Source organism: Antarctobacter sediminis (assembly GCF_019218285.1).
GTDB lineage: Bacteria > Pseudomonadota > Alphaproteobacteria > Rhodobacterales > Rhodobacteraceae > Antarctobacter > Antarctobacter sediminis.
The window spans coordinates 259333-284344 of sequence record NZ_JAHUZG010000002.1 but is presented as its reverse complement, the minus strand read 5'-3'; the positions used below and the strand labels follow the sequence as shown (position 1 = coordinate 284344).

The 25012-nt window shown below is 62.6% G+C and carries 23 protein-coding genes; 12 read left to right on the top strand and 11 right to left on the bottom strand.

Features of this window, described 5'->3' with window-relative positions; genetic code table 11:
* Nucleotides 1–50: 50 nt before the first annotated feature.
* The 3 genes from KJP30_RS09095 to KJP30_RS09085 all read left to right on the top strand — a co-directional run bounded on the left by KJP30_RS09095 (nucleotide 51) and on the right by KJP30_RS09085 (nucleotide 5979).
* Nucleotides 51–1229: an aminotransferase class I/II-fold pyridoxal phosphate-dependent enzyme gene (locus KJP30_RS09095; RefSeq protein WP_218448724.1), complete on the top strand. Its 1179-nt coding sequence runs from the start codon at nucleotides 51–53 to the stop codon at nucleotides 1227–1229.
* Between the two features lie 30 nt (nucleotides 1230–1259).
* On the top strand, nucleotides 1260–4433 hold the full coding sequence (locus KJP30_RS09090) for a DNA translocase FtsK (protein ID WP_218448723.1): 3174 nt from the start codon (nucleotides 1260–1262) through the stop codon (nucleotides 4431–4433).
* A gap of 943 nt (nucleotides 4434–5376) precedes the next feature.
* Nucleotides 5377–5979 carry a LolA family protein gene (locus KJP30_RS09085; protein ID WP_218448722.1) on the top strand — a complete coding sequence of 201 codons (603 nt, stop codon included), beginning with the start codon at nucleotides 5377–5379 and terminating at the stop codon, nucleotides 5977–5979.
* A gap of 37 nt (nucleotides 5980–6016) precedes the next feature.
* On the opposite strand, the gene KJP30_RS09080 is transcribed toward KJP30_RS09085, so the two are convergent.
* A complete protein-coding gene (locus KJP30_RS09080) occupies nucleotides 6017–6610 on the bottom strand; it encodes a transglycosylase SLT domain-containing protein (RefSeq protein WP_218448721.1) in 594 nt (197 codons plus the stop codon).
* Between the two features lie 248 nt (nucleotides 6611–6858).
* Here KJP30_RS09080 and hspQ point away from each other — a divergent pair, with 248 nt between their 5' ends.
* On the top strand, nucleotides 6859–7185 hold the full coding sequence (gene hspQ, locus KJP30_RS09075; protein ID WP_218448720.1) for a heat shock protein HspQ: 327 nt from the start codon (nucleotides 6859–6861) through the stop codon (nucleotides 7183–7185).
* 62 nt (nucleotides 7186–7247) lie between these two features.
* Here hspQ and KJP30_RS09070 read toward each other — a convergent pair whose 3' ends face one another.
* The 7 genes from KJP30_RS09070 to KJP30_RS09040 all read right to left on the bottom strand — a co-directional run bounded on the left by KJP30_RS09070 (nucleotide 7248) and on the right by KJP30_RS09040 (nucleotide 14465).
* Complete coding sequence (locus KJP30_RS09070; RefSeq protein ID WP_218448719.1) at nucleotides 7248–8315, bottom strand: threonine aldolase family protein; 1068 nt, start codon at nucleotides 8313–8315, stop codon at nucleotides 7248–7250.
* On the bottom strand, nucleotides 8312–8782 hold the full coding sequence (locus KJP30_RS09065; RefSeq protein ID WP_218448718.1) for a YcgN family cysteine cluster protein: 471 nt from the start codon (nucleotides 8780–8782) through the stop codon (nucleotides 8312–8314). Before KJP30_RS09065 ends, KJP30_RS09070 begins: the two co-directional genes overlap by 4 nt.
* Nucleotides 8779–9711, bottom strand: a complete 933-nt coding sequence (locus KJP30_RS09060) for a bifunctional riboflavin kinase/FAD synthetase (RefSeq protein ID WP_218448717.1) — start codon at nucleotides 9709–9711, stop codon at nucleotides 8779–8781. The genes KJP30_RS09065 and KJP30_RS09060 overlap by 4 nt, the downstream gene beginning before the upstream one ends.
* A 68-nt stretch (nucleotides 9712–9779) precedes the next feature.
* A complete protein-coding gene (gene pdxR / locus KJP30_RS09055; RefSeq protein WP_218448716.1) occupies nucleotides 9780–11246 on the bottom strand; it encodes a MocR-like pyridoxine biosynthesis transcription factor PdxR in 1467 nt (488 codons plus the stop codon).
* 55 nt (nucleotides 11247–11301) lie between these two features.
* Entirely contained in the window at nucleotides 11302–11961 is a 660-nt protein-coding gene (locus KJP30_RS09050) for a YggS family pyridoxal phosphate-dependent enzyme (RefSeq protein WP_218448715.1), read from the bottom strand.
* A complete protein-coding gene (locus tag KJP30_RS09045) occupies nucleotides 11952–13412 on the bottom strand; it encodes a tetratricopeptide repeat-containing sulfotransferase family protein (protein ID WP_218448714.1) in 1461 nt (486 codons plus the stop codon). Before KJP30_RS09045 ends, KJP30_RS09050 begins: the two co-directional genes overlap by 10 nt.
* A gap of 93 nt (nucleotides 13413–13505) precedes the next feature.
* On the bottom strand, nucleotides 13506–14465 hold the full coding sequence (locus KJP30_RS09040) for a porin (protein ID WP_218448713.1): 960 nt from the start codon (nucleotides 14463–14465) through the stop codon (nucleotides 13506–13508).
* A gap of 290 nt (nucleotides 14466–14755) precedes the next feature.
* Between KJP30_RS09040 and KJP30_RS09035 the strand changes: the two genes are divergently transcribed.
* Nucleotides 14756–15265, top strand: coding sequence for a DUF3576 domain-containing protein (locus KJP30_RS09035; protein WP_218448712.1), 510 nt, complete (start codon nucleotides 14756–14758; stop codon nucleotides 15263–15265).
* 83 nt (nucleotides 15266–15348) lie between these two features.
* Here KJP30_RS09035 and KJP30_RS09030 read toward each other — a convergent pair whose 3' ends face one another.
* Nucleotides 15349–16608 carry a glycosyltransferase family 4 protein gene (locus tag KJP30_RS09030; protein ID WP_218448711.1) on the bottom strand — a complete coding sequence of 420 codons (1260 nt, stop codon included), beginning with the start codon at nucleotides 16606–16608 and terminating at the stop codon, nucleotides 15349–15351.
* A 224-nt stretch (nucleotides 16609–16832) separates the two neighbouring features.
* On the opposite strand from KJP30_RS09030, the gene KJP30_RS09025 reads away from it, so the two are divergent.
* From KJP30_RS09025 to KJP30_RS09000, 6 genes are all read left to right on the top strand, one after another.
* On the top strand, nucleotides 16833–17105 hold the full coding sequence (locus tag KJP30_RS09025; RefSeq protein WP_218448710.1) for a hypothetical protein: 273 nt from the start codon (nucleotides 16833–16835) through the stop codon (nucleotides 17103–17105).
* Between the two features lie 75 nt (nucleotides 17106–17180).
* Nucleotides 17181–17543, top strand: coding sequence for a hypothetical protein (locus KJP30_RS09020; RefSeq protein ID WP_218448709.1), 363 nt, complete (start codon nucleotides 17181–17183; stop codon nucleotides 17541–17543).
* A 77-nt stretch (nucleotides 17544–17620) separates the two neighbouring features.
* Nucleotides 17621–20176 (top strand): leucine--tRNA ligase, encoded by a 2556-nt coding sequence (gene leuS / locus KJP30_RS09015; protein ID WP_218448708.1) that lies wholly within the window; start codon nucleotides 17621–17623, stop codon nucleotides 20174–20176.
* A complete protein-coding gene (gene lptE, locus KJP30_RS09010) occupies nucleotides 20163–20651 on the top strand; it encodes an LPS assembly lipoprotein LptE (protein WP_218448707.1) in 489 nt (162 codons plus the stop codon). The genes leuS and lptE overlap by 14 nt, the downstream gene beginning before the upstream one ends.
* Nucleotides 20648–21673 (top strand): DNA polymerase III subunit delta, encoded by a 1026-nt coding sequence (gene holA / locus KJP30_RS09005; protein WP_218448706.1) that lies wholly within the window; start codon nucleotides 20648–20650, stop codon nucleotides 21671–21673. Before lptE ends, holA begins: the two co-directional genes overlap by 4 nt.
* 22 nt (nucleotides 21674–21695) lie before the next feature.
* A complete protein-coding gene (locus tag KJP30_RS09000; protein ID WP_218448705.1) occupies nucleotides 21696–22283 on the top strand; it encodes a glutathione S-transferase family protein in 588 nt (195 codons plus the stop codon).
* Between the two features lie 42 nt (nucleotides 22284–22325).
* On the opposite strand, the gene KJP30_RS08995 is transcribed toward KJP30_RS09000, so the two are convergent.
* Together KJP30_RS08995 and KJP30_RS08990 are read right to left on the bottom strand one after the other, a co-directional pair.
* Nucleotides 22326–22640, bottom strand: coding sequence for a DUF1244 domain-containing protein (locus tag KJP30_RS08995; protein ID WP_218448704.1), 315 nt, complete (start codon nucleotides 22638–22640; stop codon nucleotides 22326–22328).
* Nucleotides 22641–22654: 14 nt separating this feature from the next.
* On the bottom strand, nucleotides 22655–23395 hold the full coding sequence (locus KJP30_RS08990) for an N-formylglutamate amidohydrolase (protein ID WP_218448703.1): 741 nt from the start codon (nucleotides 23393–23395) through the stop codon (nucleotides 22655–22657).
* A gap of 161 nt (nucleotides 23396–23556) precedes the next feature.
* Between KJP30_RS08990 and pyk the strand changes: the two genes are divergently transcribed.
* Nucleotides 23557–25002, top strand: coding sequence for a pyruvate kinase (gene pyk, locus KJP30_RS08985; protein ID WP_218448702.1), 1446 nt, complete (start codon nucleotides 23557–23559; stop codon nucleotides 25000–25002).
* Nucleotides 25003–25012: the final 10 nt, after the last annotated feature.

The window sequence follows — 25012 nt, the reverse complement described above, 5'->3', positions numbered from 1 at the left end:
GGCCAAACGCGGGGCACACGAATGATCCCGCAACTCTTGAGGCAGTTCCTATGTTCCCCGAGCGGTTTTCGAACCTACCGGCCTATGCGTTCCCGCGTTTGCGCGCGCTGTTGGATCACCACGATCCCGGCGGGCCGGCCCTGCACATGTCCATTGGTGAGCCGAAACATGCCTTTCCGGCGTGGGTTTCGGACATCATCGCGCAGCATTCCGGGGAATTCGGACGCTATCCGCCGAATGAGGGCACACCGGAATTGCGGTCGGCCATCACCGGCTGGCTGAACCGCCGCTATGGTGTGGCGCTGGATCCCGACACGCAGGTGATGAACCTGAATGGCACCCGCGAAGGGCTGTACAACATCGGCATGGCGCTGTGTCCTGAACAAAAGAACGGTGCGCGTCCGGCGGTCCTGATGCCGAACCCGTTCTATCAGGTCTACATGATCTCGGCGATTTCGGTCGCGGCAGAGCCGGTTTTTGTACCCGCAACGGCAGCGACAGGGCATCTGCCGGATTACGCGTCCTTGCCCGCTGATGTTCTGGATCGCACCGCATTGTGCTATATCTGCTCCCCTGCCAACCCGCAGGGAGTGATGGCGGACGAGACATATTGGCGAACCCTGATCGCCTTGGCCGAAAAGCACGATTTCCAGATCGTCGCCGACGAATGTTATGCCGAGCTTTACCGCGACACGCCGCCCACAGGCGCGTTGGAGGTTGCGGCGGCCATGGGTGCCGACCCCGAGCGGGTCTTGTCGCTGCATTCCTTGTCGAAACGGTCGAACTTGCCGGGCCTGCGTTCGGGATTCGTTGCAGGAGGGCCGCAAAGCATCGCCCGCCTGCGCCAGTTGCGCGCCTATGCCGGGGCTCCGGTGCCGCTGCCGTTGCAGCGCGCGTCCGAGTCGCTGTGGTCCGATGAGGCCCATGTGCGGGAGAACCGCGCGCTATGGGCGCCGAAATATGCGTTGGCCGATGAACTCCTAGGAGATGTTCCCGGCTACATGCCGCCGCAGGCCGGGATGTTCCTCTGGCTGCCGGTCGAGGACGGCGAGGCGGCGACACTGAAGCTTTGGACGGAAACCGGCGTGAGGGCATTGCCCGGCGCCTATCTTTCGCGCGACACGGCGGATGGAAACCCGGGGCAGGGGTATATCCGCGCGGCACTGGTTGCGCCCTTTGACGAAACAAAAGACGGGCTGATCCGCATCCGCGACTGCCTGTTTTCATAAGACCATAAAAACAAGAACGACGAGGCGAAGATGGCATCATTTCAGGCAAGGGGGCGGAATCCCCTTTTCGACACCAATACCGCCGCGACCCTGGAAAAGCGGGGCCGCGAACTGATCGGGCTGGGGCTGGTGGCGCTGGGTCTGATGGTGGCTGCGATGATTGCCTCTTATACGCCGGATGACCCGTCTTGGCTGTCGGCGACGGATGCGCCGGTGCAGAACTGGATGGGGCGGCTGGGTTCCTACGTGGCCGCACCGCTGTTCATGATCATCGGTCTGGGCACATGGGCGCTTGCGGCGGTTCTGTTGGCCTGGGGCGCGCGGATGGCCTTGCACAAGGGCAATGGGCGCGCCTTTTCCTGCCTGATCTTTTCGCCGATCTGGGTGGCGCTTTGTGCAGTCTATGCCTCGGGCCTGCACGAAACCGCCGACTGGACGCATAACTTTGGCCTTGGCGGCCTGTTCGGCGACATGATGATGGGGTCCGCCCTGACCGTGATGCCGTTTTCGCCGGGCACGGGCCTGAAGATCATGCAGCTTGGCCTTGGCGGCGGGATTCTCTTGATGGGGGCCTTTGTGCTTGGCTTTACCCGGGATGAGCTGAAGGCATTGGCGCGCTTTCTGGTTGTCGGCGTGGTCATGGTCTATGCAACGCTGGTGCGTTTGATGGGCCATGGTGCCAGCGGTGCTCTGGTCGCGGCACAACGTGTGCAGGCCGCCAGCGCCGAACGCCGTGCGGTCCGGGCTGAACGGCGTGCCGCCGAGGCTGCGGCCGCGGATCTGGTTGCCACGGCAGAACCTGCCCCGGTGGCAGTGCCGCAAGCATCGCGCATCCTGCGTGCCGACATGGGTGTGCCGCCATCGCCCGAGGCCGGTTTCCACGATTTGGAAGACGAGGATCTGATCGACGACGAACCGATGCCACAGGCTGAAAAGCCCGGCTTCCTGTCCCGCATGATCCGCCGCGCAGAACCCGAACCGATGCCGCAGCCGGAACTGGTCGAAGAGTTGTTCGACCATGATGTCGAGGTGCCCGGCGAGGATCGCATTCGCGCCAAGATCGCGCGGGCCGTCAAATCCCGCGCCACCGTTCTGCCCGGTCGCCAGACTCCGCATATCGCGGCGGACAAGCCTTTGACCAAGGGCCGTGGCTATGGACCACAGCCCATCGTGTTCCGGGACACACCGCGCGCGCCCGCCTTGCCGCCCGAGCCGCCGCTGACGGCTGCCGCGCGGCAATTGCCGCCTGAACCTCCGCTGACCACAGCTGTGCCCGTGCCATCAGTGTCGGCGGTGTCGGCAGAATACCAGCCGGCCCCCGAGCCAGAGCTGGAAACGGAATTGCCTCCAGTCGAGTCCGCGCCCCGCGTTCTGTCCCGTGCGCCCGCGCAGGAACCAGAGGTCGATACTCAGGTCTATTCGGAACTCAGTGATTTCGACGACTACGGCGAAGACGATGCCTACGATGATGGCTATGACGACCGCTATGACGATGGCGAAGCCGAGATGCTGACCGACGATTATCGGCCCGAGCCAGAGCCGCAGCCCGCGCCGCAAGCGCGCGCCGCCGTGCCGCTGCCCGAGCCCAAGAAGGTCGTCCAGCAGCCGGTGCGCAAACCTGTGCAACTGTCTACCCGCGCCAAGCTGGAGGCACAGCCCACCCTTGCCTTCGACGAATCCGAAGCGGAATACGAGCTTCCTCCGCTGTCCCTTTTGATGTCACCCGACCAGATCGAACGTCACATCCTCAGCGACGAGGCGCTGGAGGAAAACGCGCGGATGCTGGAAACCGTGCTGGATGACTATGGCGTCAAGGGCGAGATCGTTAGCGTCCGCCCCGGCCCGGTCGTCACCATGTACGAACTGGAACCGGCACCGGGTCTCAAGGCAAGCCGGGTGATCGGCCTTGCCGATGACATCGCACGGTCGATGTCGGCGTTGTCGGCCCGTGTCTCGACCGTGCCGGGCCGCAGCGTGATCGGGATCGAACTGCCGAATGACAACCGCGAGATGGTCTCCTTTCGCGAGATCCTCGCCGGGCGCGACTATGGCGATGGCAAACACAAGCTGCCTCTGGCGTTGGGCAAGGACATCGGCGGTGAACCGGTGGTGGCCAACCTTGCCAAGATGCCCCACCTGCTGATCGCCGGGACAACCGGCTCGGGCAAATCGGTTGCGATCAACACGATGATCCTGTCGCTGCTGTACAAGCTGCCGCCCGAAGACCTGCGGATGGTGATGATCGACCCCAAGATGCTGGAACTGTCCGTTTACGACGGCATCCCGCATCTGCTCTCGCCGGTGGTGACGGACCCGAAAAAGGCGGTCGTCGCCCTGAAATGGGTCGTGGGCGAGATGGAAGACCGGTATCGCAAGATGTCCAAGATGGGCGTGCGCAACATCGACGGCTACAACGGCCGGGTCGAAGACGCGCTGTCTAAAGGCGAAATGTTCAGCCGCACGGTCCAGACCGGCTTTGACGACGAAACCGGCGAACCGGTCTTTGAGACGGATGAATTCGAGCCCAAGAAGATGCCCTATATCGTCGTCATCGTCGATGAGATGGCCGACCTGATGATGGTTGCGGGCAAAGAGATCGAAGCCTGCATCCAGCGTCTTGCCCAGATGGCGCGGGCCTCGGGGATCCACCTGATCATGGCGACGCAGCGTCCCTCGGTCGATGTCATCACCGGTACGATCAAGGCGAACTTCCCCACCCGGATTTCCTTCCAGGTGACGTCGAAAATCGACAGCCGCACGATCCTCGGTGAAATGGGGGCCGAGCAACTGCTTGGCATGGGCGACATGCTGTACATGGCGGGTGGGGCCAAGATCACTCGCTGCCATGGTCCGTTTGTCAGCGACGAAGAGGTCGAAGAGATCGTCAACCACCTCAAGGCCTTTGGCCCTCCGGACTATGTGTCGGGCGTGGTGCAGGGCCCGGACGAGGAAAAGGCGGAGAACATCGATGCGGTGCTGGGGCTGAATACCGGCGGCAACACCGGTGGCGAAGATGCGCTGTACGACCAGGCGGTGGCGATTGTCATCAAGGACCGCAAGTGTTCGACCTCGTACATCCAGCGCAAGCTGGGCATCGGCTATAACAAGGCTGCGCGACTGGTCGAGCAGATGGAAGATGAGGGGGTCGTGTCGTCGGCCAACCATGTCGGCAAGCGCGAGATCCTTGTGCCGGAACAGCAGTAGGGGGCTCTGCCCCCGTCCCTGCGGGACTCCCCCGGGATATTTCCGGACAGAAGAAGCAAGGACGAGGGCGCCCATGGGGGGCGCCTTTTTCGTGTTTGTTGACGTGGAAAGACATGCAGCCTGAAGCGGCTGCGCTGAGCGAGGTTGATTTCGCGACCGGTTTTGGCGCTGTCTTTCAGGGTCAGGGTCAGGGTCAGGGTCAGGGTCAGGGTCAGGGTCAGGGTCAGGGTCAGGGTCAGGGTCAGGGTCAGGGTCAGGCGTCTGCGGGCGCCGCGCCCGGAGGTCTGGTGGTTTCTTGAGTGCGATCCAGTGCAGGAGTCGCGGGCGCGAGGCGTGGAGTGGTGAGGTATCGGGTCGGTTTGGCGGTGGGGGCGCGCAGGAAGAGAGGGCGTGCGGCGGGTCCAGCGCCAAGAATTTCGCCTTTGCTCCAGCAGGTCGCATGTGTTGCGTGGTTCGAAGACCGGACTTCCGGCCTCGTCACAGCATCGTGAGGCTGAATGCCAGCGTGATCTAAGCGGAACTGGCGCTGACAGAATGGGGTCGCAATTCGCATGTGCCAGTGCTGCATCGCGCAGTTGATCGAACGGGCGTCGCAGGTTCTGACCGTCCTTGTGAGTGTCGAGGGTATCGGGGCCATTCCCTGTGCAATCCGGCTTTTGGCCCCGCAGGGATGAGGCGCAGTCCTGAAAGGAGGCCTAGCCGCCCGCCCCGTGGTATTTGGTGGCGCGTTGCGGATCGGAGAGCTCCTGCTCCGGGACAATGGCGGCAAATCTGTGTCGGGCGGCCAAGAGGGAACCGATCGTTGCGGTTACGGGTTCAAACACATGGGATGGCACCCTTGATCGGTGGCCTTTCGCCGACGATATCAGGTTGAACAGGGGCTGCTATCGCATATCGCCGCCCCAGATGCCACATAAGGGGCATCCGAGCAGGAAGGAAACACATGATCCGCAGAGCTTTCACCGCTGGTCTTTTCGCCTTTGGAACCCTTGCAGCGTTGCCCGCCAGCGCGCAACAGCTCTCGTTGAACGAGATTTCGCGTTATCTGAACGGGATCACCTCGGCCACCGGCAGCTTTACCCAGATCAATGCGGATGGCACGATTTCGACCGGGACAATTGCCATCAAGCGGCCCGGCAAGGTGCGGTTTGACTACAACCCGCCGGAACGGGCGCTGGTCATGGCGACGGCCGGCGCCGTCTATATCCTTGATCGCAAGCTGGGCGCGCGTCCGGATACCTATCCGCTGCGCCAGACGCCTCTGTCGATCATCCTTGATCGCAATGTCGATCTGGGACGGGCAGGGATGGTCGTGGGGCACGGGTTTGACGGCACTGCGACAACGGTCACCGCGCAGGATCCCGACCACCCGGATTACGGGACCATCCAGATGAAGTTTACCGGATCGCCGGTGGAGCTGCGCCAGTGGATCATCACTGACGGCAACGGCACGCAGACCACGGTGATCCTTGGCGGGTTGCAGGCGGCGAACCTGTCCAACAGTGTCTTTTCGATCAACGACGAACTGTCCAAGATCAACCGCTGAAAAATGAAAAGGCGGCCCGGGAGGGCCGCCCTTTCCGCTAGCGCGCGGCGCGGCAGGAGCGCAGCTGTTGTTCGTAAAGAAGCGCGCGTTCGCCCACCTGGCTGGACACACGCATCAGCCACGACTTGGCATTGTAGCTGCCCCGACGATAGCCTGCGCGGCCTTCGTGATAGGCGAGGTACTGGCGACGCGCGTCCCAGAGCGGGATGCCAAGCTCATCCTTGGTGAGGTTCATGTACCAGCCCATAAAGTCGGTCGCGTCGCGGATATTGTCACGCCTTGCCCCGGCGCGCCCTTCGGCGGCAAGGTATTCCTTCCAGGTGCCGTCCAGCGCCTGACTATAGCCGAAGGCCGAGCTTTGCCGGCCCACGGGGATCACGCCCAGCCGATACTGGAACGGTGTCCGTGCATCGCTGTCGAATTTGCTTTCCTGATAGATCGTCGCCATTTGCACATGTACCGGCACGCCCCAACGCCGTTCGGCGCTGCGGAAGGCTCGATAATATCCGGGTCGCTGTTCGAGAATCGAACAGGCGTTGTCTAGGTTGCGCGGAGACGTGCCAGACCCGCCACCTCCTCCGCAGGAGGCCGCCAGAAGCACGATCACCAAGGCGCGAAGGACTCTGCTCATTTGCCACTCGCCTCGTTTTGTCTTTTTATTGAGGGCCATTTTAGCCGAAGCCGGCGGGCGAGGGAATCACATTTCCACCAGCCGGGCAGGTCGTTGCCGGTGTGTTTCGAGGGTGGCAGAGGAGGCGGGACTGCCTGTAAAAGGCACTGTTGGCGGGTGATTCACAGAGTGTTTCCCGCCAATTTGAGGCGAAAGTTGGACAACCGCCCGCCGGAAACGATACTAAGGGGGACAGGAAGAGGTCTGTCATGTTGCACAATCGCGCAAAATATCACCTGGGTCAGGTCGTCCGCCATCGCAAGCACCCCTTCCGGGGCGTGGTGTTCGACGTGGACCCCGAGTTCTCGAATACCGAGGAATGGTACGAATCCATCCCCGAAGACAGCCGTCCGTCCAAGAAGCAACCATTCTACCATCTGCTGGCCGAAAACGATCAGAGCTTTTACGTGGCCTATGTTTCGGAGCAGAATCTTGTTGCCGATTATTCCGGAGAACCGGTCGATCACCCGGACATTCCGGATCTGTTCGGCGCCTTCGAGGATGGCGCCTACGCGCTGCATTTCCAGATGAATTGAGGTTTGGGCGGGATGATCCCGCCCGTTTCGCTATCGGGGTCCGCCTGACCGGCGGCGCTGTGTCAAAGCGCGCTCCGCACCGCCGCAAGGAAGTCCGTGATCTCGGTCTTTGTGGTGGACCAGCTGCACACCAGTCGCCCAATGGCCGGTTCGTCCGCGTCCGAAGGGACTTGACCCCAGTAGTGATAGACGCCCCCCGCCGCCTTGGCCGCTTCGTGGACGCGCAAGGGGGCGCGGAAAAACAGCATGTTGGCGTAGCTGTCGTTGACGATGTCCAGCCCAAGCGCGCTTAGCCCCTCGGCAAGGGAGTCACAGCTTGTGTTGGCGCGGGTTGCCATATCACGCCAGAGGTCATCTTGCAGGTAGGCCAGCATCTGCGCCGCGACGTAGCGATGCTTGGAATACAGGTGCCCGCCGCGTTTGACCCGCAGTTCAAATTCCTGCGCCCGGGAAAAGCCGCTGCTGGCGGGGGCGTCGGGATCAAAGATCACCACGGCCTCGGCATCCATCAAGCCGTTTTTTGTGCCGCCAAATACCAGAACGTCTACGCCGATCTTCCACGACAGTTCGGCGGGTGTGCACCCCAGCTTGATGCAGGCATTGGCAAAACGCGCGCCGTCCAGATGCACCGGCAGGCCATAGTCCTTGGCCATGCTGCAAAGCGCGCGCATCTGGTCCAGCGAATAGAGATTGCCGCCTTCGGTCACATTGGTGATCGACACCGGCCCGCGCTGCGGCCCCATGACGCCTCGGTTTCCCTGACTTTCAATCGCCGCCCGCAGAATGTCGGGCGTCATCACGTCGCCACCTGCGACAAGTGTCAGCTTGGCGCCGCCGGTATAGAACTCGGGCGCGTTGCATTCATCCTCGTGGATATGCGCGTGTTCCGAACAAAAGACCGTCTGAAAGGGCGCGCAAAGCGTGGCCAGCGCCAAGGCATTGGCCGCAGTACCCGTTGCCAGAAAATAGACGGCGGCCTTCGGGGCCTCCAGTGTCTGGCGCATCAGCCGGGCGGCCTCGGCGGTCGTGTCATCGGTGCCATAGCTGGCTGCGTACCCGGTATTGGCCCGCGTCAGCGCCTCTAGGACCTGCGGCGGGACAGGGGATGCGTTATCGGAAGCAAAGTTCATCGCGGTTCCTCGATGATGTGGTCTTCCCAGTCGTCCTCGTCCACCTCGAACTCTGGCACGGTGGCCCCTTGCATGCTGACGCCCGCCGCGTGGACGGTTTCGGCTGTGCCGGAAATCAGCGGGTGCCAGTCGAACAGCGGCTCACCGTTCCACAATAGTTTGTAGGCGCAGGTTTCCGGCATCCAGTACAGGTTCTTTTCGATGTTCGCGGGGCGCAGCACGATGCATTCGGGAACGAACTGATGACGGATCTGGTACTGGGCGCAGCGGCAGGTGCTGTCGTCGAACAGGCGGCATGCGACGCGGGTCAGGGCGACTTCGCCGGTGTCCTCGTCTTCGAGCTTGTTCAGGCAGCATTTGCCACACCCGTCGCAAAGCGCCTCCCACTCGGCCTCGGTCATGTCGCGCAGGCGTTTCTTTTCCCAGAAACGCGGCATCAGGCCGGCACGTTCGATTGGATCGCTCATTCCGCGGCCAGGATTTCGCGCGCCTTCAGGCAGTCCGCGTCCATCTGCGCGATCAGCGCCTCCAGGCTGTCGAACTTCAACTCGGGGCGCAGATAGTCGACCAGCGCCACAGAGAGGGTGGACCCATAGAGGTCGCCCTTGAAGTCGAATAGGTAGGTTTCGATGTTGGGCACTTCGCCGTTGAACATCGGACGGACGCCAATGCTGGCGGCGCCGTGATAGCTGCCCTTGTGCGGGCCGTCGCGCACGTCCACCAAGACCGCGTAGACGCCAAAGCGCGGCGGGTGCAGGCCTTCGATCGACATGTTGGCGGTGGGAAAGCCCAGTTCTCGGCCACGTTGTTCACCGCCAATGACTTCGCCTTCGATCCGGTGCCAATGGCCCAGTAGGGTGGCGGCGTCGCGGGGACGGCCCTCGCTCAATGCGTCGCGGATCGCGGTCGAGGACACCTGAACGCCCCCGGTTTCCAGAAGTTCAGCCACGGTCACCCCGAATCCCAATTCCTCGCCAAAGCGTTTCAGATCGGCCACATGGCCCGCACGCCCCCTGCCAAAGCAGAAATCGGCGCCGACCACCACGTTGACAAGGCCAAAGCCCTTGCAAATGACGCGCTCGGCAAAGTCGCGCGGGGTCAGCGAGGCCAGCGCAGTGTTGAAGTTCAGCTGGTAAAGCCGTTCGACCCCCAGCTTTTCAAGCCGTGCGGCACGCGCTTCGGCGCTCATCAGTCGGAACGAAGGCGCATCCGGCGCAAAATACTGCCGCGGATGCGGCTCGAACGTCATGACGCCAAGCGGCGCCCCCGGCGCCGACCGGCGCGCAAGGTCGATGACGGCCTGGTGGCCCAGGTGAACCCCGTCGAAATTGCCGATGGCCGCGCTGGCGCCACGATCCTCGGCGCGGGTGAATTGATAGTCCCGAACGATCCGCATGGGCCATCCGTTACCGGCCCGCGCCCGCGCGTGCAAGCACCCCGCGCCATGGGGCTGGGTCCGGGTGGTCACATCAGCGCTTTCAGCCCGCTGGAGATGCGCGCGATCCCCTCGCCAATGCGTTCCGAGGGTATCGAACTGTAGCCTAGGCGGTAAAAATTGCGCGGCGCATCGGACCCAGAGAAAAATGCCACGCCCGGTTCGATCAGCACGCTTTGGGCGCGCAAGGCCTCAGCAAGTTCTGCGGCATCTACGCCTTCGGGGGCTTTCATCCAAAGACTGGAACCGCCATGCGCGCCGCGCCCGGCAACCCGCAGCCCGTGCTGAGCCACGGCGTCTTCCATGACGCGCCGCCGCGCCGCCAGTGCCTTGCCGATGCGGCGGATCAGGGCATCGTAGTGCCCAAGGCTGAGGAATTGGGCGGCGGTGCGTTGAACATGGCCGGGCGGATGCCGCAAGACGCTGGCACGCAAAGCGCGCGCCTCGCGGATGAATGGCGCGGAACCGACAAGATAGCCCAGCCTCAGCCCGGGAAAGAGTGATTTGGAAAAGCTGCCGACATAGATCACTCGTCCGTCTTCATCCAGACTCTTCAGCGCCGGGCTGGGTGGGGTGAGATAAGACATTTCGAACTCGTAGTCATCCTCGACGATCAGCGCGCCAAGGTGCGCCGCGCGCGTCAAAAGGGCCTGTCTGCGGCGCAGGGGCAGGGTGGCGGAGGTCGGGCATTGATGGCTGGGCGTGGTAAAGATCACCCGCGTTCCGGCGGGCACATGTTCGGGCGGCAGACCGTGCTCATCGACCGGGACGAGGTGCAACCGGCTATGTGCCTGCCGCAGGATCTGACGCAGGGCCGGATAGCAGGGGTCTTCGACCGCTACGTCGCGCCCGGCGGCAAGGATTTGCGCCGCCAGCCACAGCGCGTTCTGCGCCCCGAGGGTGACAAGGATTTCATCCGGGCGCGCAAGGATTCCACGGCGGGGCAGGGTGTGGCGCGCGATGAAACTGACCAGTTCGGGATCGTCGGCGTCGAATTGGTCTTGCGTCAGTGCGTCGAAGTTCCGCGCGCCAAGCGCTTGCATCGCGCAAAGCCGCCAGTTGGCGTGATCAAACAGGCTTGGGTCCGCCTGTCCGTAGATAAAGGGGTATTTATAATTGCGCCAGTCGGCGGGTTTGCTCATGCCCAGCGATGGACCATCGGCAAACCGTTGTGCCAGCGCGGCGTCCCAATCCACCCGTTCCTCGCGCGCGGGTGGGGTGCCGAAATCCGGCGGTTCGGGCGCGTTGTCCGAAACGAAATACCCGGACCGCCCGCGCGATGCGAGGTAATCGTTCGCCAGCAGTTCAGTATAGGCAAGCGTCACTGTGATCCGGCTGACGCCCAGATGCCGGGCAAGCTTGCGCGTGGAGGGCAGCTTTTCACCGCGGCGGAACCGACCTGCAAGGATGCCTTCGGCCACCATCTGCTGAATACGCGCCTGCAAGGTGCCTTGCGCGCTGGGTGACAGGTGGAAGGTTTCGACAGGGATCGCCATGCGCGCCAGATTAGGCTGGACTTATCCGGCGCGCAATCTGGACCGGTGTCAGGGGCTACTGCGTCGCCGGAACCCGGTCGCCAAAGATAGCCGAGCCGACCCGCACATGTGTCGCGCCAAGCGCAATGGCCTGTTCGAAATCGCTGCTCATGCCCATGGACAGGCCGCTCAGCCCGTTGCGCCCCGCGATCTTGCGCAGCAGCGCGAAATGCAGCGAGGGGGTTTCTTCGACCGGGGGGATGCACATCAGTCCGCGCAGGGGCAGGTCCATCTGGCGGCACTCTGCGATGAATGCATCGGCTTCGGCGGGCAGGATTCCCGCCTTTTGAGGCTCCTCTCCGGTGTTCACCTGCACAAAAAGCTCGGGGCAGTGACCTTCTTCTTGTGCAAGCCGGGCAATGGTCTTGGCCAGCTTGGGCCGGTCGAGGGAATGGATCGCGTCGAACAGATCAAAGGCCTGACGGGCTTTGTTGGTCTGCAAGGGGCCGATCAGATGTACGGAAACGCCGTCAAAGCGCGCCTTGAAATCCGGCCACTTGCCAGCGGCCTCTTGAACGCGGTTTTCCCCGAACAGGCGATGGCCCTCGGTCAGAACGGCCTCGACCCGGTCCAGCGGCTGCACCTTGCTGACGGCGATCAGCTCGACGTCTTCGGCGTTGCGTTCGGCCGCGGTGCAGGCCTTGGCGATCCTCGCGCGAATGTCGCTCAATCCCATGGTTCGTCTCCCCATGCCTCGATGAAGGGGGCAAGTTCGGTTTCGTACTTGCGCCAAGCCTCGCGCCGACCGGCGTGGATCGGCTGGCGGACCTGCATCAGGCTCAATGTCTTTACGTTCTGTTTCGAAGTATGGAAGTTCAGGCAGGCGTCCTCCCATTCCAGCCCGGCGGCGTCCACAAGGGCGCGGGCGTTGGGATCCGGGTCGGCCACAAGATCGTCGTACCGCACTTCGTGTATGCGGTCGGGAATGCGCGCCTTCCAATGCGCGACTGAACGGCGGAACATCTTGATGGCATCGGCGATGTCGGCCAGATCCGTGGCATACCGGTGCGTGCCCAGCTTGAAGTGGTTCTTATAGATCGACAGTGCCGTGTCACGCGGATCGCGGTGGACCACGATCAACCTTGCCCCGGGCAGGCCGCGCGCAATCAGGCCAAACACCATGTGCGTCTGGATCGACTTGTCGGTGACGACGCCCCCGGTCTGGCCGGTGTCACGGCGCACGAGGCGGGTGTAGGCTTCGGCCCAGCGGCCCAGCTTGGTCGACGACAGTTTTGCCAGTGGTGCCATTTTATGTGCCGGACCAAAGTGCATCACCGCCTGTTTCAGCGCATGGCCCATTTCGCCCCCGGCGTGGGCCTCGCTATGGCTGGCGATGATCTGTTCGACAAGCGTCGTGCCAGACCGGGGCATGCCGGTGACAAAAACCGCGCGGGGGGACTGTTCGCTGCCCAGCGTTGCGTAATCATCGGTTTCCTGTGCATCCAAAAAGGCGCGCCACTCGGCATCACGCTCTTCAGGATCAAAAGGGGCGAGCTTGCGTTGCAGGGCATTGGCCTTGTTCAGATAGCCAAAGACCTTGCCGGTTTCGCCGATCTCTTCCATCGCCTTGGCAAGGGCAAAGCCAAGATGCATCCGCGAGGCATCGGGCAGTTGGTCGTCCTTCCACAGGCCCAGCATGGTTTCGATCAAGGGGTCGCCCTTGGGCATTTTGCGGCCGGACCCCAGAACGCGGTAAATCTCGCCATCGCGCGGCACACGTTTGAGAAGGGCGCGAAGGATCTTTTCGGCCTCGTCAAACCGGCCGACATGCTGAAGGTAGACGGCCTTTTCACCGCGCGGCTGGTAAGATTGCGGTTCAAGCGCGATCAGCCGGTCATGCAAACCGAGGACGGCATCGGTGTTGCCAAGTCGGGAATGTGCCTCGATCGCGGCGTGAAGCAGGATTTTTTCGGCTGGCTTCTTTTCCAGTGCGCGTTGCAATTCGCGGATTTGTGCACGGGTGTCGCCGCGGGCTTCGGCGATGCGGGCGAGGTGGAAATGGATCTCTGCCGCCCCTTTGGTCGGTAGCAAAAGCGCCTTGAGCGTCCCCTCGGCCGGGGCCAGTTGCCCTTTTTCGATCTGGGTCAGGGCGCGGGCGAATTGCGTCTTGATCTGCTGGGGCGTCATGAAAGGCCTCTGGTCCGCTGTGGCGCCCGTTCAACCAAAAGAAAAGAGCGGACGCAAGCGCCCGCTCTTCCCTAAGCCAGTTGGCTGGTGTCCTTAGAAGGACATTGCCAGACCGAACGAGTAGCTCTCGTTGTCGCCGGTCACGCCAGCGAAACGACCGCCACCGATGCCGAAGACGGCCGGAGCAACGTCAGCCGACGAGGAGCCGTAGCCGAACTGAACCGACAGACCGCCGCCCAGATCGTAGTTGGCTGCGAGGCCGAAGCCGCTGTCGCTTGCCGAACCCGGGAAGCTGTACTCACCGTAGTTGGCCGACAGGGTCAGGGCGTTCATGGTGTAGCCCAGGCCCAGACCCCAGTGGGTCACGTTGGTGCCGGCGATGTCGAAGTCGGAGTAGTTCACGATCGCCTGGAGACCGTTGTCGAAGGTGGTGTCGAGGCTGATACCCCAGACGTCCACGTCCGCACCCAGGTCAACGGTCTGATAACCGATGCCGACGCCGAGGTCGAGGCCAGCCAGCTCACCCGAGTATTTGAAACCGATACCCCAGACCGGGTCGAAGGTGCCGGTGTCGTCGATCTCAGCCGAGATTGCAACTGCGAACGAGTCGTAGGTGTAATCGAAGCGAGCGATCTGACCGTCGTAGGTGCCGTCGAGGCCCGAGTTGAAGTTGAAGCCGGTGTGGGTGGTGTGGTCGTCAGCGATCGAACCGCCGATGCCAACTTCCTTCATGGCCCAGTCGAATGCACCGTCGGTGTCACCCATGGTCAGGGTTGCGCCGCCGTATGCGATCCAGACTGCGAAGTCGTCTTCGACGCGCGAAGCGATGCCGCCGGCTGCTTCTTCGAACTTCACCTTCGAACCGAAGGTCAGGCCGTTGTCTGCTTCGCCCGACAGGGTGAAGGTGACGTCGACGTCGGTGTGGAACTGGGCGGTGGCCAGGTGATCACCGTCGATGATACCCATTTCGGCTGCGCCGGTGACCTTCACTTCGGCCGCGGCGAAACCTGCGGAAGCAACCAGTGCGGTGGTCGCGAACAGGATCTTTTTCATTGTTTCCCTCATGTGTTCAAAGGCACGTACCAAGCCGATTGCCCGGCCTTGATGTGGTTTCTATGCGCTTTGGCGGGCGGCCAATGCAAGCCATCGGGAAATGTCGTCGGCAACAAGCAATCCAGTGATGCGTTATTGCCACAAGAGGATTTGCCGGGATCCATGTTTGTACGCCATAGCAGCGTCTTGCGGCATTTGTTGGGCAGAAACCCGCCGATGATCCGTGCTTGCCGCAGGGGGCCACCGCTTGTATGGAGGGCGGCAATGTTGTTGCCACAAGAGGAACTGTCATGACCACGTCGCGAATCCTAATCGGCAGCTCGCTGGTCGCGGTGATGCTTGTGACTTCGGGCTGTGGCTCGCTTGGCGGGAATGGCGAGCGCAAGCCCGTCCGGACCAAGACCAACGATGAGATCCTTGCCGATCTACAGGCCGAAGAAGGGGGCGCGCGCCCCAACGGGACGATCTGGGACATCTTCAAAAAGCGTGAGGATCCCGGCCGCGTCGGCGCGGTGAACCGTTACCTCTGGAATGCCTCGCTGGATGTTCTGGACTTTCTGCCGGTGCAGACGGTCGATCCCTTCTCGGGGGTGATCACCACTGGCTACGGAACGCCACCGGGCGGCGGTCGTGCTTACCGTGCGACCATCCTGATCAGCGATCCGGCGCTGGATGCGCGGTCGCTGAACCTCGCGCTGCACACACGCTCGGGCCCGGTGGACCCGGCCACGGTGCGCGCGATTGAGGATGCGATCCTGACCCGTGCCCGCCAGCTGCGCAAACAGGACAGCAAATTCTAATCCGCCTGTCGCGGACAGTTTTTCGAAAGGCCGGTGCCCGAAAAGGCCCGGCCTTTTTCTATGAGTGCGGAACCCGGGGCCGCCTAGTCCCGCACCGGGCGCGCGGTCTGGTCGCCCAGGTGTGAAACCCAGTTCAAGTGCTGCGGCAGACAGATGTTTTTCAGATCGTACTGCTGTTGCACCAGAGCCCGCGCATTGGCCCCTAGGCGGGCCCGCGTCGCGGGATCGTCCAGCAGGTCACAAACCCGGTCCACCAGTCCCGTGCGGTCAAAGAAATCGACCATCCACCCGGTTTCATCCTCTGTCATGACCTCGCGCACGGGGGGCGTGTCGCTGGCGACAATGGCTGCCTCGGCGCTCATAGCCTCGAGAAGCGACCAAGAGAGGACAAAGGGGTAGGTCAGGTAGACGTGGACACGGCTGATCTGCATCATCGCAAGGAACCGATCATAGGGAACGCGACCAAGGAAATGTACGCGGTTCCAGTCTGCGTCGGAAATCTGGTCGCGCACCTCGTCGATGTAGATCTGTTTCCATGTCTGCCCGTTCGGCGGTTTCGACCCATAAGACGTGCCGTCCCCGCCCAACATCACCACATGCGCTTGCGGTCTGCGTTTCAACAGGTCCGGCAGCGCGCGCATGAAGACATGGTAACCCCGGTAGGGTTCGAGGTTGCGGTTGATGAAGGTGATGACCTCATCATCGCGGGTCAGGACGGGACCGTTTTCTATGACCAGACGTGCATCCGGGTCAGGGCGCACAAGCGCGGTATCGATTCCGTCATGGGCGACGGTCAGGCGGTCCTGCCAGTGGTCGGGAAAGGTCGACGCCTGAAAGCGGGTGGGCGAAATGCCGGCGTCCATGACCTCTTCGTGCATGCGGTTGTTGAGGTTCTTCATCCGGATTCGCAGCTTGTCACCGGCCGGGTTCTTGCTGGCGAATTCGGGGTCAAAATCCACAAAGGGATGTTCGGTCAGGTGATACAATTCGCAATACAGGCCCAGTCGGGCCTTGGGCCAGACATCCTTGAGAAACATGCTTTCGCCCCAACCGTGGTGGGCGCAGATCACATCAGGTTCAAAGCCCTGTTCTTTCAGACCCAATGCGCCCCGATAGCAGGAGGTGGCGCGCAGCATCTTGGTTTCGAAGTCCGCCAGCCAGGGGTGAATGCCCTGCGTGCTGGCACCTTTGATCTCGTATGGGATGATGTGGACGCCCTGCCATGTCTGGGGCTTTTTGACCTTGCAGGTCAGTGCGACGACCTGATGCCCCTGCGCGGCAAGTGCCGGGGCAAGGTGTTTGTATTGGCCGGGAAAGTTCTGGTGAATCAAAAGGATTTTCATCTGCTCTGTCTCGAAGGTGCCTGTCCGCATTTTTGCCTTGTCCCGCGCCGGGGGCCAGACCTGTATTGCCGCAAACCACCTGCACGTGGCAAATCCAACCATGTAGTTGGGTAACAAGGCGGCGGTTGATGGTCAGGATCATCCTTCACACTGGGTTTCACAAGACGGGGACGACTAGCGCTCAGACCTTGTTGGAAACAGAGCGCGCGCGTTTGGCGCCGTATATGCGCATTGCCCTGCGTGATGACATTGGCGAACTGCCAGCCGCTGCGCGCGCATTTTCGCATGACCCTGGGCCGCAGAACTTGAGGAAGTTTCAACAGGCGGCAGATCAGGCATTTTCCGGCATCGATCCGGATGACTTGCGCCCCATGGTTGTATCTGCGGAGGACCTTTCCGGTGCTCCGCCGGGACGCCAAAAGGTGCGCGATTATTCCGCCGCAATATCGCTGGCGGGTGTTCTTCGGGATGCTCTGCGGGCGCGAATTGGTCCGTAGGCAAATATCAGTTTCGTCTACACCACGCGCGAGGCCGCTACCTGGCTGGCCAGTCCCTGGTGGCAAAACCTGCGCGTGACCCGGGCGGTCTACAGCTTGGAAGCCTTTGCCGAAACCTATGCGCAGGCGGCTGACTTTGACCTGATCTTGCGGCAGGTCAGCTCTGCCGTGCCGGATTGCCGGGTCGAAAGTGTCGCGTTGGAACAGGTTGGAGCAGTCCCCCTGGGGGCAGCGGCGGCGCTGCTACGCCTGGCAGGAGTGCCGGAGCGGGTGTGGCCCGAATGTGCGCCTCGCCTGAACATGCGCCCGGCTCTGGGCCTCGAAGAAGTTTTTCTGGCGCTCAACCGCAGCGGTTTGCCCGATCCCTATGTCAAAGAGGCGAAAAAGGCGATGTTGCGCAAGGCCCGGCGCATCCGCCGTGGGGCTGCCAGTTGCTGACCGGGCGCCGTGGTCTGGACGATTCCTCTCGTTCCCCCTATCACCGCGCAAAACCAAGCCGCGTTCGAGGATCCCAGATGTCGCGTTACGACCCCGCTACCATCGAGCCAAAATGGCAAAAGGCCTGGGAAGAGGCCGAGACCTTCAAGGCGCGCCGGACCGGCGACAAGCCAAAGTATTACGTGCTCGAGATGTTCCCGTACCCATCGGGCCGCATCCATATCGGCCATGTGCGCAACTATACGATGGGCGACGTGATCGCGCGCTACAAGCTGTCGACCGGCCATAACGTGCTGCATCCGATGGGGTTTGACGCCTTCGGGATGCCGGCGGAAAACGCCGCGATGAAATCCGGTGGTCACCCCAAGACATGGACCTACGACAACATCGACACCATGGTCGGCCAGATGAAGCCGCTGGGTTTTGGCCTTGACTGGTCGCGCATGTTCGCCACCTGCGATGTGGATTACTATGGCCAGCAGCAGGCGCTGTTCCTGGATTTCCTCGAAAATGGCTTTGTCTACCGCAAGAACGCGGTGGTGAACTGGGACCCGGTCGACATGACGGTTCTGGCCAACGAGCAGGTGATCGACGGCAAGGGCTGGCGCTCGGGGGCCGAGGTCGAACGGCGCGAGTTGACCCAATGGTTCTTCAAGATCTCCGACATGGCGGGCGAATTGCTTGACGCCATCGACGGGCTGGACGAATGGCCCGCCAAGGTCAAGCTGATGCAGCAGAACTGGATCGGGCGGTCGCGCGGGTTGCAATTCGCCTGGGATCTGACCGAGCCGACCCATGGCATCGACAAGATCGACGTGTACACCACGCGGCCCGACACGCTGATGGGCGCGTCCTTCCTTGGCCTGTCGCCGGATCACCCGCTGGTCAAGGCGCTGGAGGCGGACAACCCCGAACTGGCCGCGGCCGTCGGCGAGATGCGCAAGGGCGGCACCACCGAAGAGGCGCTGGAAAAGGCCGAAAAGCTGGGCTTTGACACCGGGCTGAAGGTCAGGCACCCGCTGGACCCGTCGTGGGAGATCCCGGTTTGGGTCGCGAACTTCATCCTTATGGACTATGGCACCGGCGCGATCTTTGCGTGCCCGGCGCATGACCAGCGCGACCTTGATTTCTGCCGCAAATACGATCTGCCGGTGATCGACACCTTCACGGCGCTTGAAGACCCCAAGCCGGTCGACACCGAGGCCTTTGTGCCCGCCAAGACGGAACAGGTGAAATGGATCAACCATTTCGCCGGTCTCGACGTGGCCACGGGGCAGGAAGCCGTCGACACCACCATCGACTGGATGGAGGCCAAGGGCCTTGGCAAGGGCGTCGAGAAGTTCCGCCTGCGCGACTGGGGCCTCAGCCGTCAGCGCTATTGGGGCTGCCCGATCCCGGTTGTGCATTGCGATGACTGCGGCGTGGTGCCGGAGAAAAAGGAAAACCTGCCAATCGTTCTGCCTGACGATGTCAGCTTTGACATCCCCGGCAACCCGCTGGACCGCCACCCGACGTGGCGCGATTGCGCCTGCCCGAACTGCGGCAAGCCGGCGAAACGCGAAACCGACACGATGGACACTTTCGTTGACTCCTCGTGGTATTTCGCACGGTTCACCGCGCCCCACGCCGACACGCCCACCGACATGGAAGACGCTGCCTACTGGATGAACGTTGACCAGTATATCGGCGGCATCGAGCACGCGATCCTGCACCTGCTGTACTCGCGTTTCTTCGCACGGGCGATGATTGCGACCGGCCATCTGCCGGAAACCGCGGCCGAACCTTTCAACGCGCTGTTCACGCAGGGCATGGTGACCCACGCGATTTACCAGACGCAGGGAGAGGATGGTCGCCCCGTCTATCATTTCCCCGAGGATGTGGAACTGAAAGACGGCAAGGGTTTTCTCAAGGACGGGACCGAGGTGACCATCGTCCCCTCGGCCAAGATGTCGAAGTCCAAGAACAACGTCGTGGACCCGATGAACATCATTGCCACCTACGGTGCCGATACGGCCCGTTGGTTCGTGCTGTCCGACTCGCCTCCGGAGCGCGACGTGGAATGGACCGCCTCGGGCGCCGAGGCCGCCAGCAAGCACCTTGGCCGCGTCTACCGGATCGCCGCAGAAATCGCCGCCAGCGATGCACCCTCGACCAATGAGGACGCCGCCCTGCTGAAGGAAATGCACAAGGCGATCCATGACGTGACCATGGGCGTCGAGAGCTTTGGCTTTAACGCCGCCATCGCCAAACTTTATGCCTTTACCAACACGCTGGCGAAATCGCGCGCGGGCAAAGAGGTCAGGACACAGGCCGCCAAGACGCTTGCACAGCTCATGTCGCCGATGACGCCGCACCTCTCCGAGGAAATCTGGCAGTTGCTGGGCGGTGACGGGCTGATTGCCAATGCCCCTTGGCCCAAGGCTGACGAAAAGATGCTGGTCGAGGATACCGTGACCCTGCCGATCCAGGTCAACGGCAAACGGCGCGGCGAAATCGAAGTGCCCAAGGACCTGCCCAAGGAAGAGGTTGAAAAGCTGGCACTGGCGCACGAAGCTGTGGTGCGGGCCCTCGACGGGGGCCAGCCGAAAAAGCTGATCGTTGTGCCGGGGCGAATCGTCAATGTGGTCGTGTAACCGCCGAACCTTCCTCGTCAGCCCGCTGGCGCTTGCCGCTTGCGGGTTTACCCCGGTCTACGGGCCGCAGGGCGGGGGGACGGCATTGCAGAACGCCGTCACGCTGCCAGAGCCTGCAAATCAGGCGAGTTATGCGTTTAACCGCCGGTTCGAAGAACGTCTGGGCCGCGCCGGTGCAGGCGCGCCCTACAGCCTTGATCTGCGCATCCAGACCGATGAGCAGGACATGGGCTCGACCTCGGCAGGCAGCACGACGCGGTATAGGTTGGTCGGGCGGGTGTTCTATTCGCTTGTCGACACGGCCACCGGCCAGACCTTGTTCGAAAGCCGCACCAATGCTTTCACCGGGTATTCCACCACCGGGTCCACTGTGGCCACGCGGGCGGCGGAAAACGATGCCCGTGGGCGATTGATGGTGTTGCTGGCCGATCAGGTCATCGACGGGCTGCTGTTGTCGGGTGTCACCGCCCCATGAAACTGTCGCCGCGCGACGCCAACGGGTTCTTTCGCAAACCCGATCCCGCCATTGCGGGCCTGCTGATCTATGGCGAAGACGTCATGCGCGTCGCGATGAAACGGCAAGAAGTGATCTCGGCCATCGTCGGCCCCAACGGCGAAGAGGAAATGCGCCTGACCCGCCTGAACGGCGGCGATCTGCGCCGCGATCCCGCGCAGCTTCTGGATGCGGTCAAGGCGCAGGGCTTCTTTCCCGGTGCCCGCGCCGTTCTGGTCGAAGAGGCGGCGGACGGCGTGTCCGAGGCGATGAAAGCAGCGCTTGCGGACTGGCGCGAGGGGGATGCCCAGATCATTGCCACCGCCGGCTCTCTGACTGCGCGATCGTCGTTGCGAAAACTGTTCGAGAACGCGAAAAACGCTTATGCGGCGGCGCTTTACAATGATCCGATGGGCCGGGCCGAAATCGAATCGGAATTGGCCCGGGCCGGGTTGAAAAACATCGACCGCGAGGCGATGGGCGCGCTGGAACACCTGTCTCGTGACCTGACGCCCGGGGATTTTCGGCAGACGCTGGAAAAGATCGCGCTTTACAAGTTTCAGGACGAGGCACCGCTGACCCCGGACGAGGTGGCGCTGAACGCCCCCGCTTCGGTCGAGGCGCAGATCGACGAGGTCTTTCACGTGCTGGCCGAGGGGCGCACCGGCGACATCGCCCCGGTCATGCAGCGCCTGACCGCACAGGGCGTCCAGCCTGTTACGCTGCTCATCATGGGAATGCGGCATTTCCGGACGCTTTTTGCCATTGCCTCGGCCCCCGGTGGGCCGGCGCAGGGCATCGGCAAGCTGCGCCCGCCGATCTTTGGTCCGCGCCGCGACCGGATGTTGCGTCAGGCGCAGAACTGGTCGTCCTCGCGACTGGAAGAGGCGCTGAAACTGTTGATGGACACGGACCTCAAGCTGCGCTCGGCGGGCCAAAAGGCCCCGCAGATGGCACTTGTGGAACGTGCGTTTGTGCGGCTCGCCTACCTCGGGCGCGGCTGACGGTTACCTTGGGAGGGGATCAATGACTTATACGGTTTATGGCGCGGTGCGCAGTCGCGCGTTCCGCGTGCTCTGGTTGCTGGAAGAGCTTGGGGTGCCCTACAATCATGTGCCCGCTGCTCCCAGATCGCCCGAGATCCGGGCCGTCAGCCCGCTGGGCAAGGTGCCCGTGCTGAAGGATGGCGAGGATGTGGTGCGGGATTCCACCGCCATACTGACCTATCTCGCGGACAAACATGGGGCCTTAACCCACCCGGCGGGCACGCTGGAGCGGGCCCGGCAGGATGCGTGGACCTTCCGTATCCTCGACGAAGTGGAATCGCTGCTCTGGACGGCCTCCAAGCACAGTTTCGTCCTGCCCGAAGAAGAGCGTGTGCCCGCAGTCAAACCTGCCTGTGCCACGGAGTATGCGCGCAACATCGCAGGCATCATGGCCGAGGCGGAGGGCCCCTGCCTGATGGGACAGGAACCGATGGTGCCGGACCTGATCCTGGCCCATTGCGGGAACTGGGCGCAGGCCGCCAAGTTCCCGGATGGTGGTGAAACCTTTGTTGCCTATCTGGCCAATTTGCGCGCGCGGCCCGCTTTTCGAAAGACCGCCGGGCTGTAGGCGGGGCGCCAGGGGCGCAGTTGATGCGCCCCCGAAAGCCGTTCAGGCCTTGTCCGAGACGTTTTCCTTGAACGCCTTTTCAAAGGCAGCCTGCTTGTCCGAACCGGCCTCTGTCTGGAATTTGTCCTTCCACTCGGAATAGGGCATTCCGTAATAGATCTCGCGGGCGTCTTCCTTCCCCATCTCGATGCCCTTTTCATTGGCCGCTTCCTGATACCAGCGGCTAAGGCAGTTGCGGCAGAAACCTGCAAGGTTCATCAGGTCGATGTTCTGTACGTCCTGACGGTCTTCCATCAGGTGCTGGCGCAACCGGCGAAAGGCGGCGGCTTCGATCTCGATACGGGTCTGGTCATCCATCTGTGTTTCTCCTTTTAATCCGCGGCGGCGGCCAGCGCGCGTTCCAGCAGGGGGGCCAGTCGCGCTGCCCAATGCCGTTGGCCCACCTCTTCCTCGATCAGGTCATTCCGGACCTCGATCAGGGTGTTGTGTCGCTTGTCCTGCAAGGCGTGGCGGTCCAGCGCGTCGCCGGGCAGGTGGCCGGGATAGGGTTCATTGCGTCCCACAACCAGATCGGGTTCTGCCTGCAACATGTCAATGAGCGGATCGGACAGGCGCGCGTCCCATGCCGCATGCAGGATGCCCACGTGCCATGGCCGTGGCGGTCTGCCGTGCAGTTGGGGCGTAAAGGAATGGATCGCCACGATGGCCACATCCTCATGCCGGGCAGCCATTCGTGCCAGCGCGTCGTGATAGGGGCGGTAATAGGCAGCCAGCCGACGTTCCTTTTCTTCGGCGCCGGCGTGGCGATTTCCGGGAATGACAGAGCCGTCATAGAGCTTCATCAGCAGGGTGGGGTCGTCTTCGCCCCGGTTCGGATCGATCACCAACCGCGAGAAATTGGAAAGGACCACCGGCGCGTCCAGAAGTTCGCCCAATTCCCGCGCCACGCCCGCCGCGCCCACATCATAGGCGATGTGCCGGGCCATGTCGGACACCGGCAGCCCCAGCGACCCGCCCAGATCCGGCGGCACCGTGTTTGCGGCGTGGTCGCAGGTGATCAGGAAACGGCTTTTGCGGCTTTCGCCGATGATCTCGCAGGGGGAATATGTCATGGTCTCGTCGTCTTTGGCCCGCTACACATATGCCAGTTGCACGGCAAAGGGAAATGCGGGATAACCCCGATGTCGTTAGCGGTAACGCCGCGACTGCAAGGATAGGCGCTCTGGTTTGAGAGGCGCCGGACCGCCACCGCCGCTCGGGCAGGGAGACTGACATGAAACGCGACCGTAACGTCAAGATCGTGGCCACGCTTGGCCCGGCATCCAATACCTATGAGATGATCCGGGCCCTGCACGAAGCAGGGGCCGATGTCTTTCGCCTGAACATGAGCCACGGAACCCACGAGGAAATCGAAGAACGGCACAAGATGATCCGGCAGGTCGAGAAGGACCTGGACAGCCCGATTGCCATCCTTGCCGATCTTCAGGGCCCCAAGCTGCGCGTTGGCGAATTTGCCAATGGTTCGGAAGAACTGGAATGGGGCGCGCAGTTCCGTCTGGATCTGGACCCGACCCCGGGTGACGCGACGCGCGTGCAACTGCCGCACCCCGAGATTTTCGCGGCTCTCACCGGTGGGTCGCACCTATTGGTCAATGATGGCAAGATCCGTCTACGGGTTGCCGACTGTGGCAAGGATCATGCCAATTGCATCGTCGAGGCGGGCGGGACGATCTCGAACCGCAAGGGCGTGAACGTGCCCGACGTGGTTCTGCCACTTGCCGCGCTGAGCGAAAAGGACCGGCGCGATCTGGAATTCGCCTGTGCGCTGGGGGTCGACTGGATCGCCCTGTCCTTCGTGCAACGTGTCGAGGACGTGGAAGAGGCGCGCCGGCTGGTCTGGGGCCGGGCCGCGATCATTTCGAAGATCGAAAAGCCCTCTGCGGTGGACTGTTTCGACGATATCCTCGAAGTTTCGGACGGGATCATGGTTGCCCGTGGCGACCTTGGGGTCGAACTGCCGGTGCAAGCGGTTCCGCCGATCCAGAAACGCCTTGTGCGCAAGTGCCGCGCGGCGGCCAAACCGGTGATCGTCGCGACCCAGATGCTGGAGTCGATGATCGAGTCGCCCATGCCGACGCGGGCCGAGGTTTCGGACGTCTCCGGCGCGATCTATGAAGGCACCGATGCGATCATGCTGTCGGCGGAATCGGCAGCGGGCCAGTACCCGATCGAGGCTGTGACCACGATGAACAACGTGGCGGTTTCGGTGGAAAGCGACCCGACCTACCGCGACGTGATCGAAGCCTCCCGCACTGCGGTTCGGACCTCGGTTGCCGACGGCATCGTCGCCGCCGCACGCGAGATTGCCGAAACCACGGACGTCAAGGTGATCTGCTGCTTTACCTCCTCGGGGACCACGGCGTCGCTGGTGGCGCGGGAACGCCCGCGCGTGCCGGTCATCGCGATGACCCCCATGCGTGGCGTGGCGCGGCGCCTGTCGCTGACGTGGGGCACCCAGACCGTGATGACCGGCGAATTGGAACGCTTCAAACAGGCGGTGGTCAATGCGGCGCGGGCTGCGCGGGCGCAGGGCTATGCGGGTGAAGAGGACCAGATCGTCGTCACTGCGGGTGTGCCGTTCAACCAGCCGGGAACGACGAACATCCTGCGCGTCGCGCCCTGCAACGAACGTTTGATCTATTCCACCGACCCGGAATAACCTGATCCCC

What these genes read in the sequence shown, in the direction of transcription:
- KJP30_RS09095 (WP_218448724.1), top strand. Translation starts at nt 51, where the DNA reads ATGTTCCCCGAGCGGTTTTCGAACCTACCGGCCTATGCGTTCCCGCGT.
- KJP30_RS09090 (WP_218448723.1), top strand. Translation starts at nt 1,260, where the DNA reads ATGGCATCATTTCAGGCAAGGGGGCGGAATCCCCTTTTCGACACCAAT.
- KJP30_RS09085 (WP_218448722.1), top strand. Translation starts at nt 5,377, where the DNA reads ATGATCCGCAGAGCTTTCACCGCTGGTCTTTTCGCCTTTGGAACCCTT.
- KJP30_RS09080 (WP_218448721.1), bottom strand. Translation starts at nt 6,610, where the DNA reads ATGAGCAGAGTCCTTCGCGCCTTGGTGATCGTGCTTCTGGCGGCCTCC.
- hspQ (WP_218448720.1), top strand. Translation starts at nt 6,859, where the DNA reads ATGTTGCACAATCGCGCAAAATATCACCTGGGTCAGGTCGTCCGCCAT.
- KJP30_RS09070 (WP_218448719.1), bottom strand. Translation starts at nt 8,315, where the DNA reads ATGAACTTTGCTTCCGATAACGCATCCCCTGTCCCGCCGCAGGTCCTA.
- KJP30_RS09065 (WP_218448718.1), bottom strand. Translation starts at nt 8,782, where the DNA reads ATGAGCGATCCAATCGAACGTGCCGGCCTGATGCCGCGTTTCTGGGAA.
- KJP30_RS09060 (WP_218448717.1), bottom strand. Translation starts at nt 9,711, where the DNA reads ATGCGGATCGTTCGGGACTATCAATTCACCCGCGCCGAGGATCGTGGC.
- pdxR (WP_218448716.1), bottom strand. Translation starts at nt 11,246, where the DNA reads ATGGCGATCCCTGTCGAAACCTTCCACCTGTCACCCAGCGCGCAAGGC.
- KJP30_RS09050 (WP_218448715.1), bottom strand. Translation starts at nt 11,961, where the DNA reads ATGGGATTGAGCGACATTCGCGCGAGGATCGCCAAGGCCTGCACCGCG.
- KJP30_RS09045 (WP_218448714.1), bottom strand. Translation starts at nt 13,412, where the DNA reads ATGACGCCCCAGCAGATCAAGACGCAATTCGCCCGCGCCCTGACCCAG.
- KJP30_RS09040 (WP_218448713.1), bottom strand. Translation starts at nt 14,465, where the DNA reads ATGAAAAAGATCCTGTTCGCGACCACCGCACTGGTTGCTTCCGCAGGT.
- KJP30_RS09035 (WP_218448712.1), top strand. Translation starts at nt 14,756, where the DNA reads ATGACCACGTCGCGAATCCTAATCGGCAGCTCGCTGGTCGCGGTGATG.
- KJP30_RS09030 (WP_218448711.1), bottom strand. Translation starts at nt 16,608, where the DNA reads ATGAAAATCCTTTTGATTCACCAGAACTTTCCCGGCCAATACAAACAC.
- KJP30_RS09025 (WP_218448710.1), top strand. Translation starts at nt 16,833, where the DNA reads ATGCGCATTGCCCTGCGTGATGACATTGGCGAACTGCCAGCCGCTGCG.
- leuS (WP_218448708.1), top strand. Translation starts at nt 17,621, where the DNA reads ATGTCGCGTTACGACCCCGCTACCATCGAGCCAAAATGGCAAAAGGCC.
- lptE (WP_218448707.1), top strand. Translation starts at nt 20,163, where the DNA reads ATGTGGTCGTGTAACCGCCGAACCTTCCTCGTCAGCCCGCTGGCGCTT.
- holA (WP_218448706.1), top strand. Translation starts at nt 20,648, where the DNA reads ATGAAACTGTCGCCGCGCGACGCCAACGGGTTCTTTCGCAAACCCGAT.
- KJP30_RS09000 (WP_218448705.1), top strand. Translation starts at nt 21,696, where the DNA reads ATGACTTATACGGTTTATGGCGCGGTGCGCAGTCGCGCGTTCCGCGTG.
- KJP30_RS08995 (WP_218448704.1), bottom strand. Translation starts at nt 22,640, where the DNA reads ATGGATGACCAGACCCGTATCGAGATCGAAGCCGCCGCCTTTCGCCGG.
- KJP30_RS08990 (WP_218448703.1), bottom strand. Translation starts at nt 23,395, where the DNA reads ATGACATATTCCCCCTGCGAGATCATCGGCGAAAGCCGCAAAAGCCGT.
- pyk (WP_218448702.1), top strand. Translation starts at nt 23,557, where the DNA reads ATGAAACGCGACCGTAACGTCAAGATCGTGGCCACGCTTGGCCCGGCA.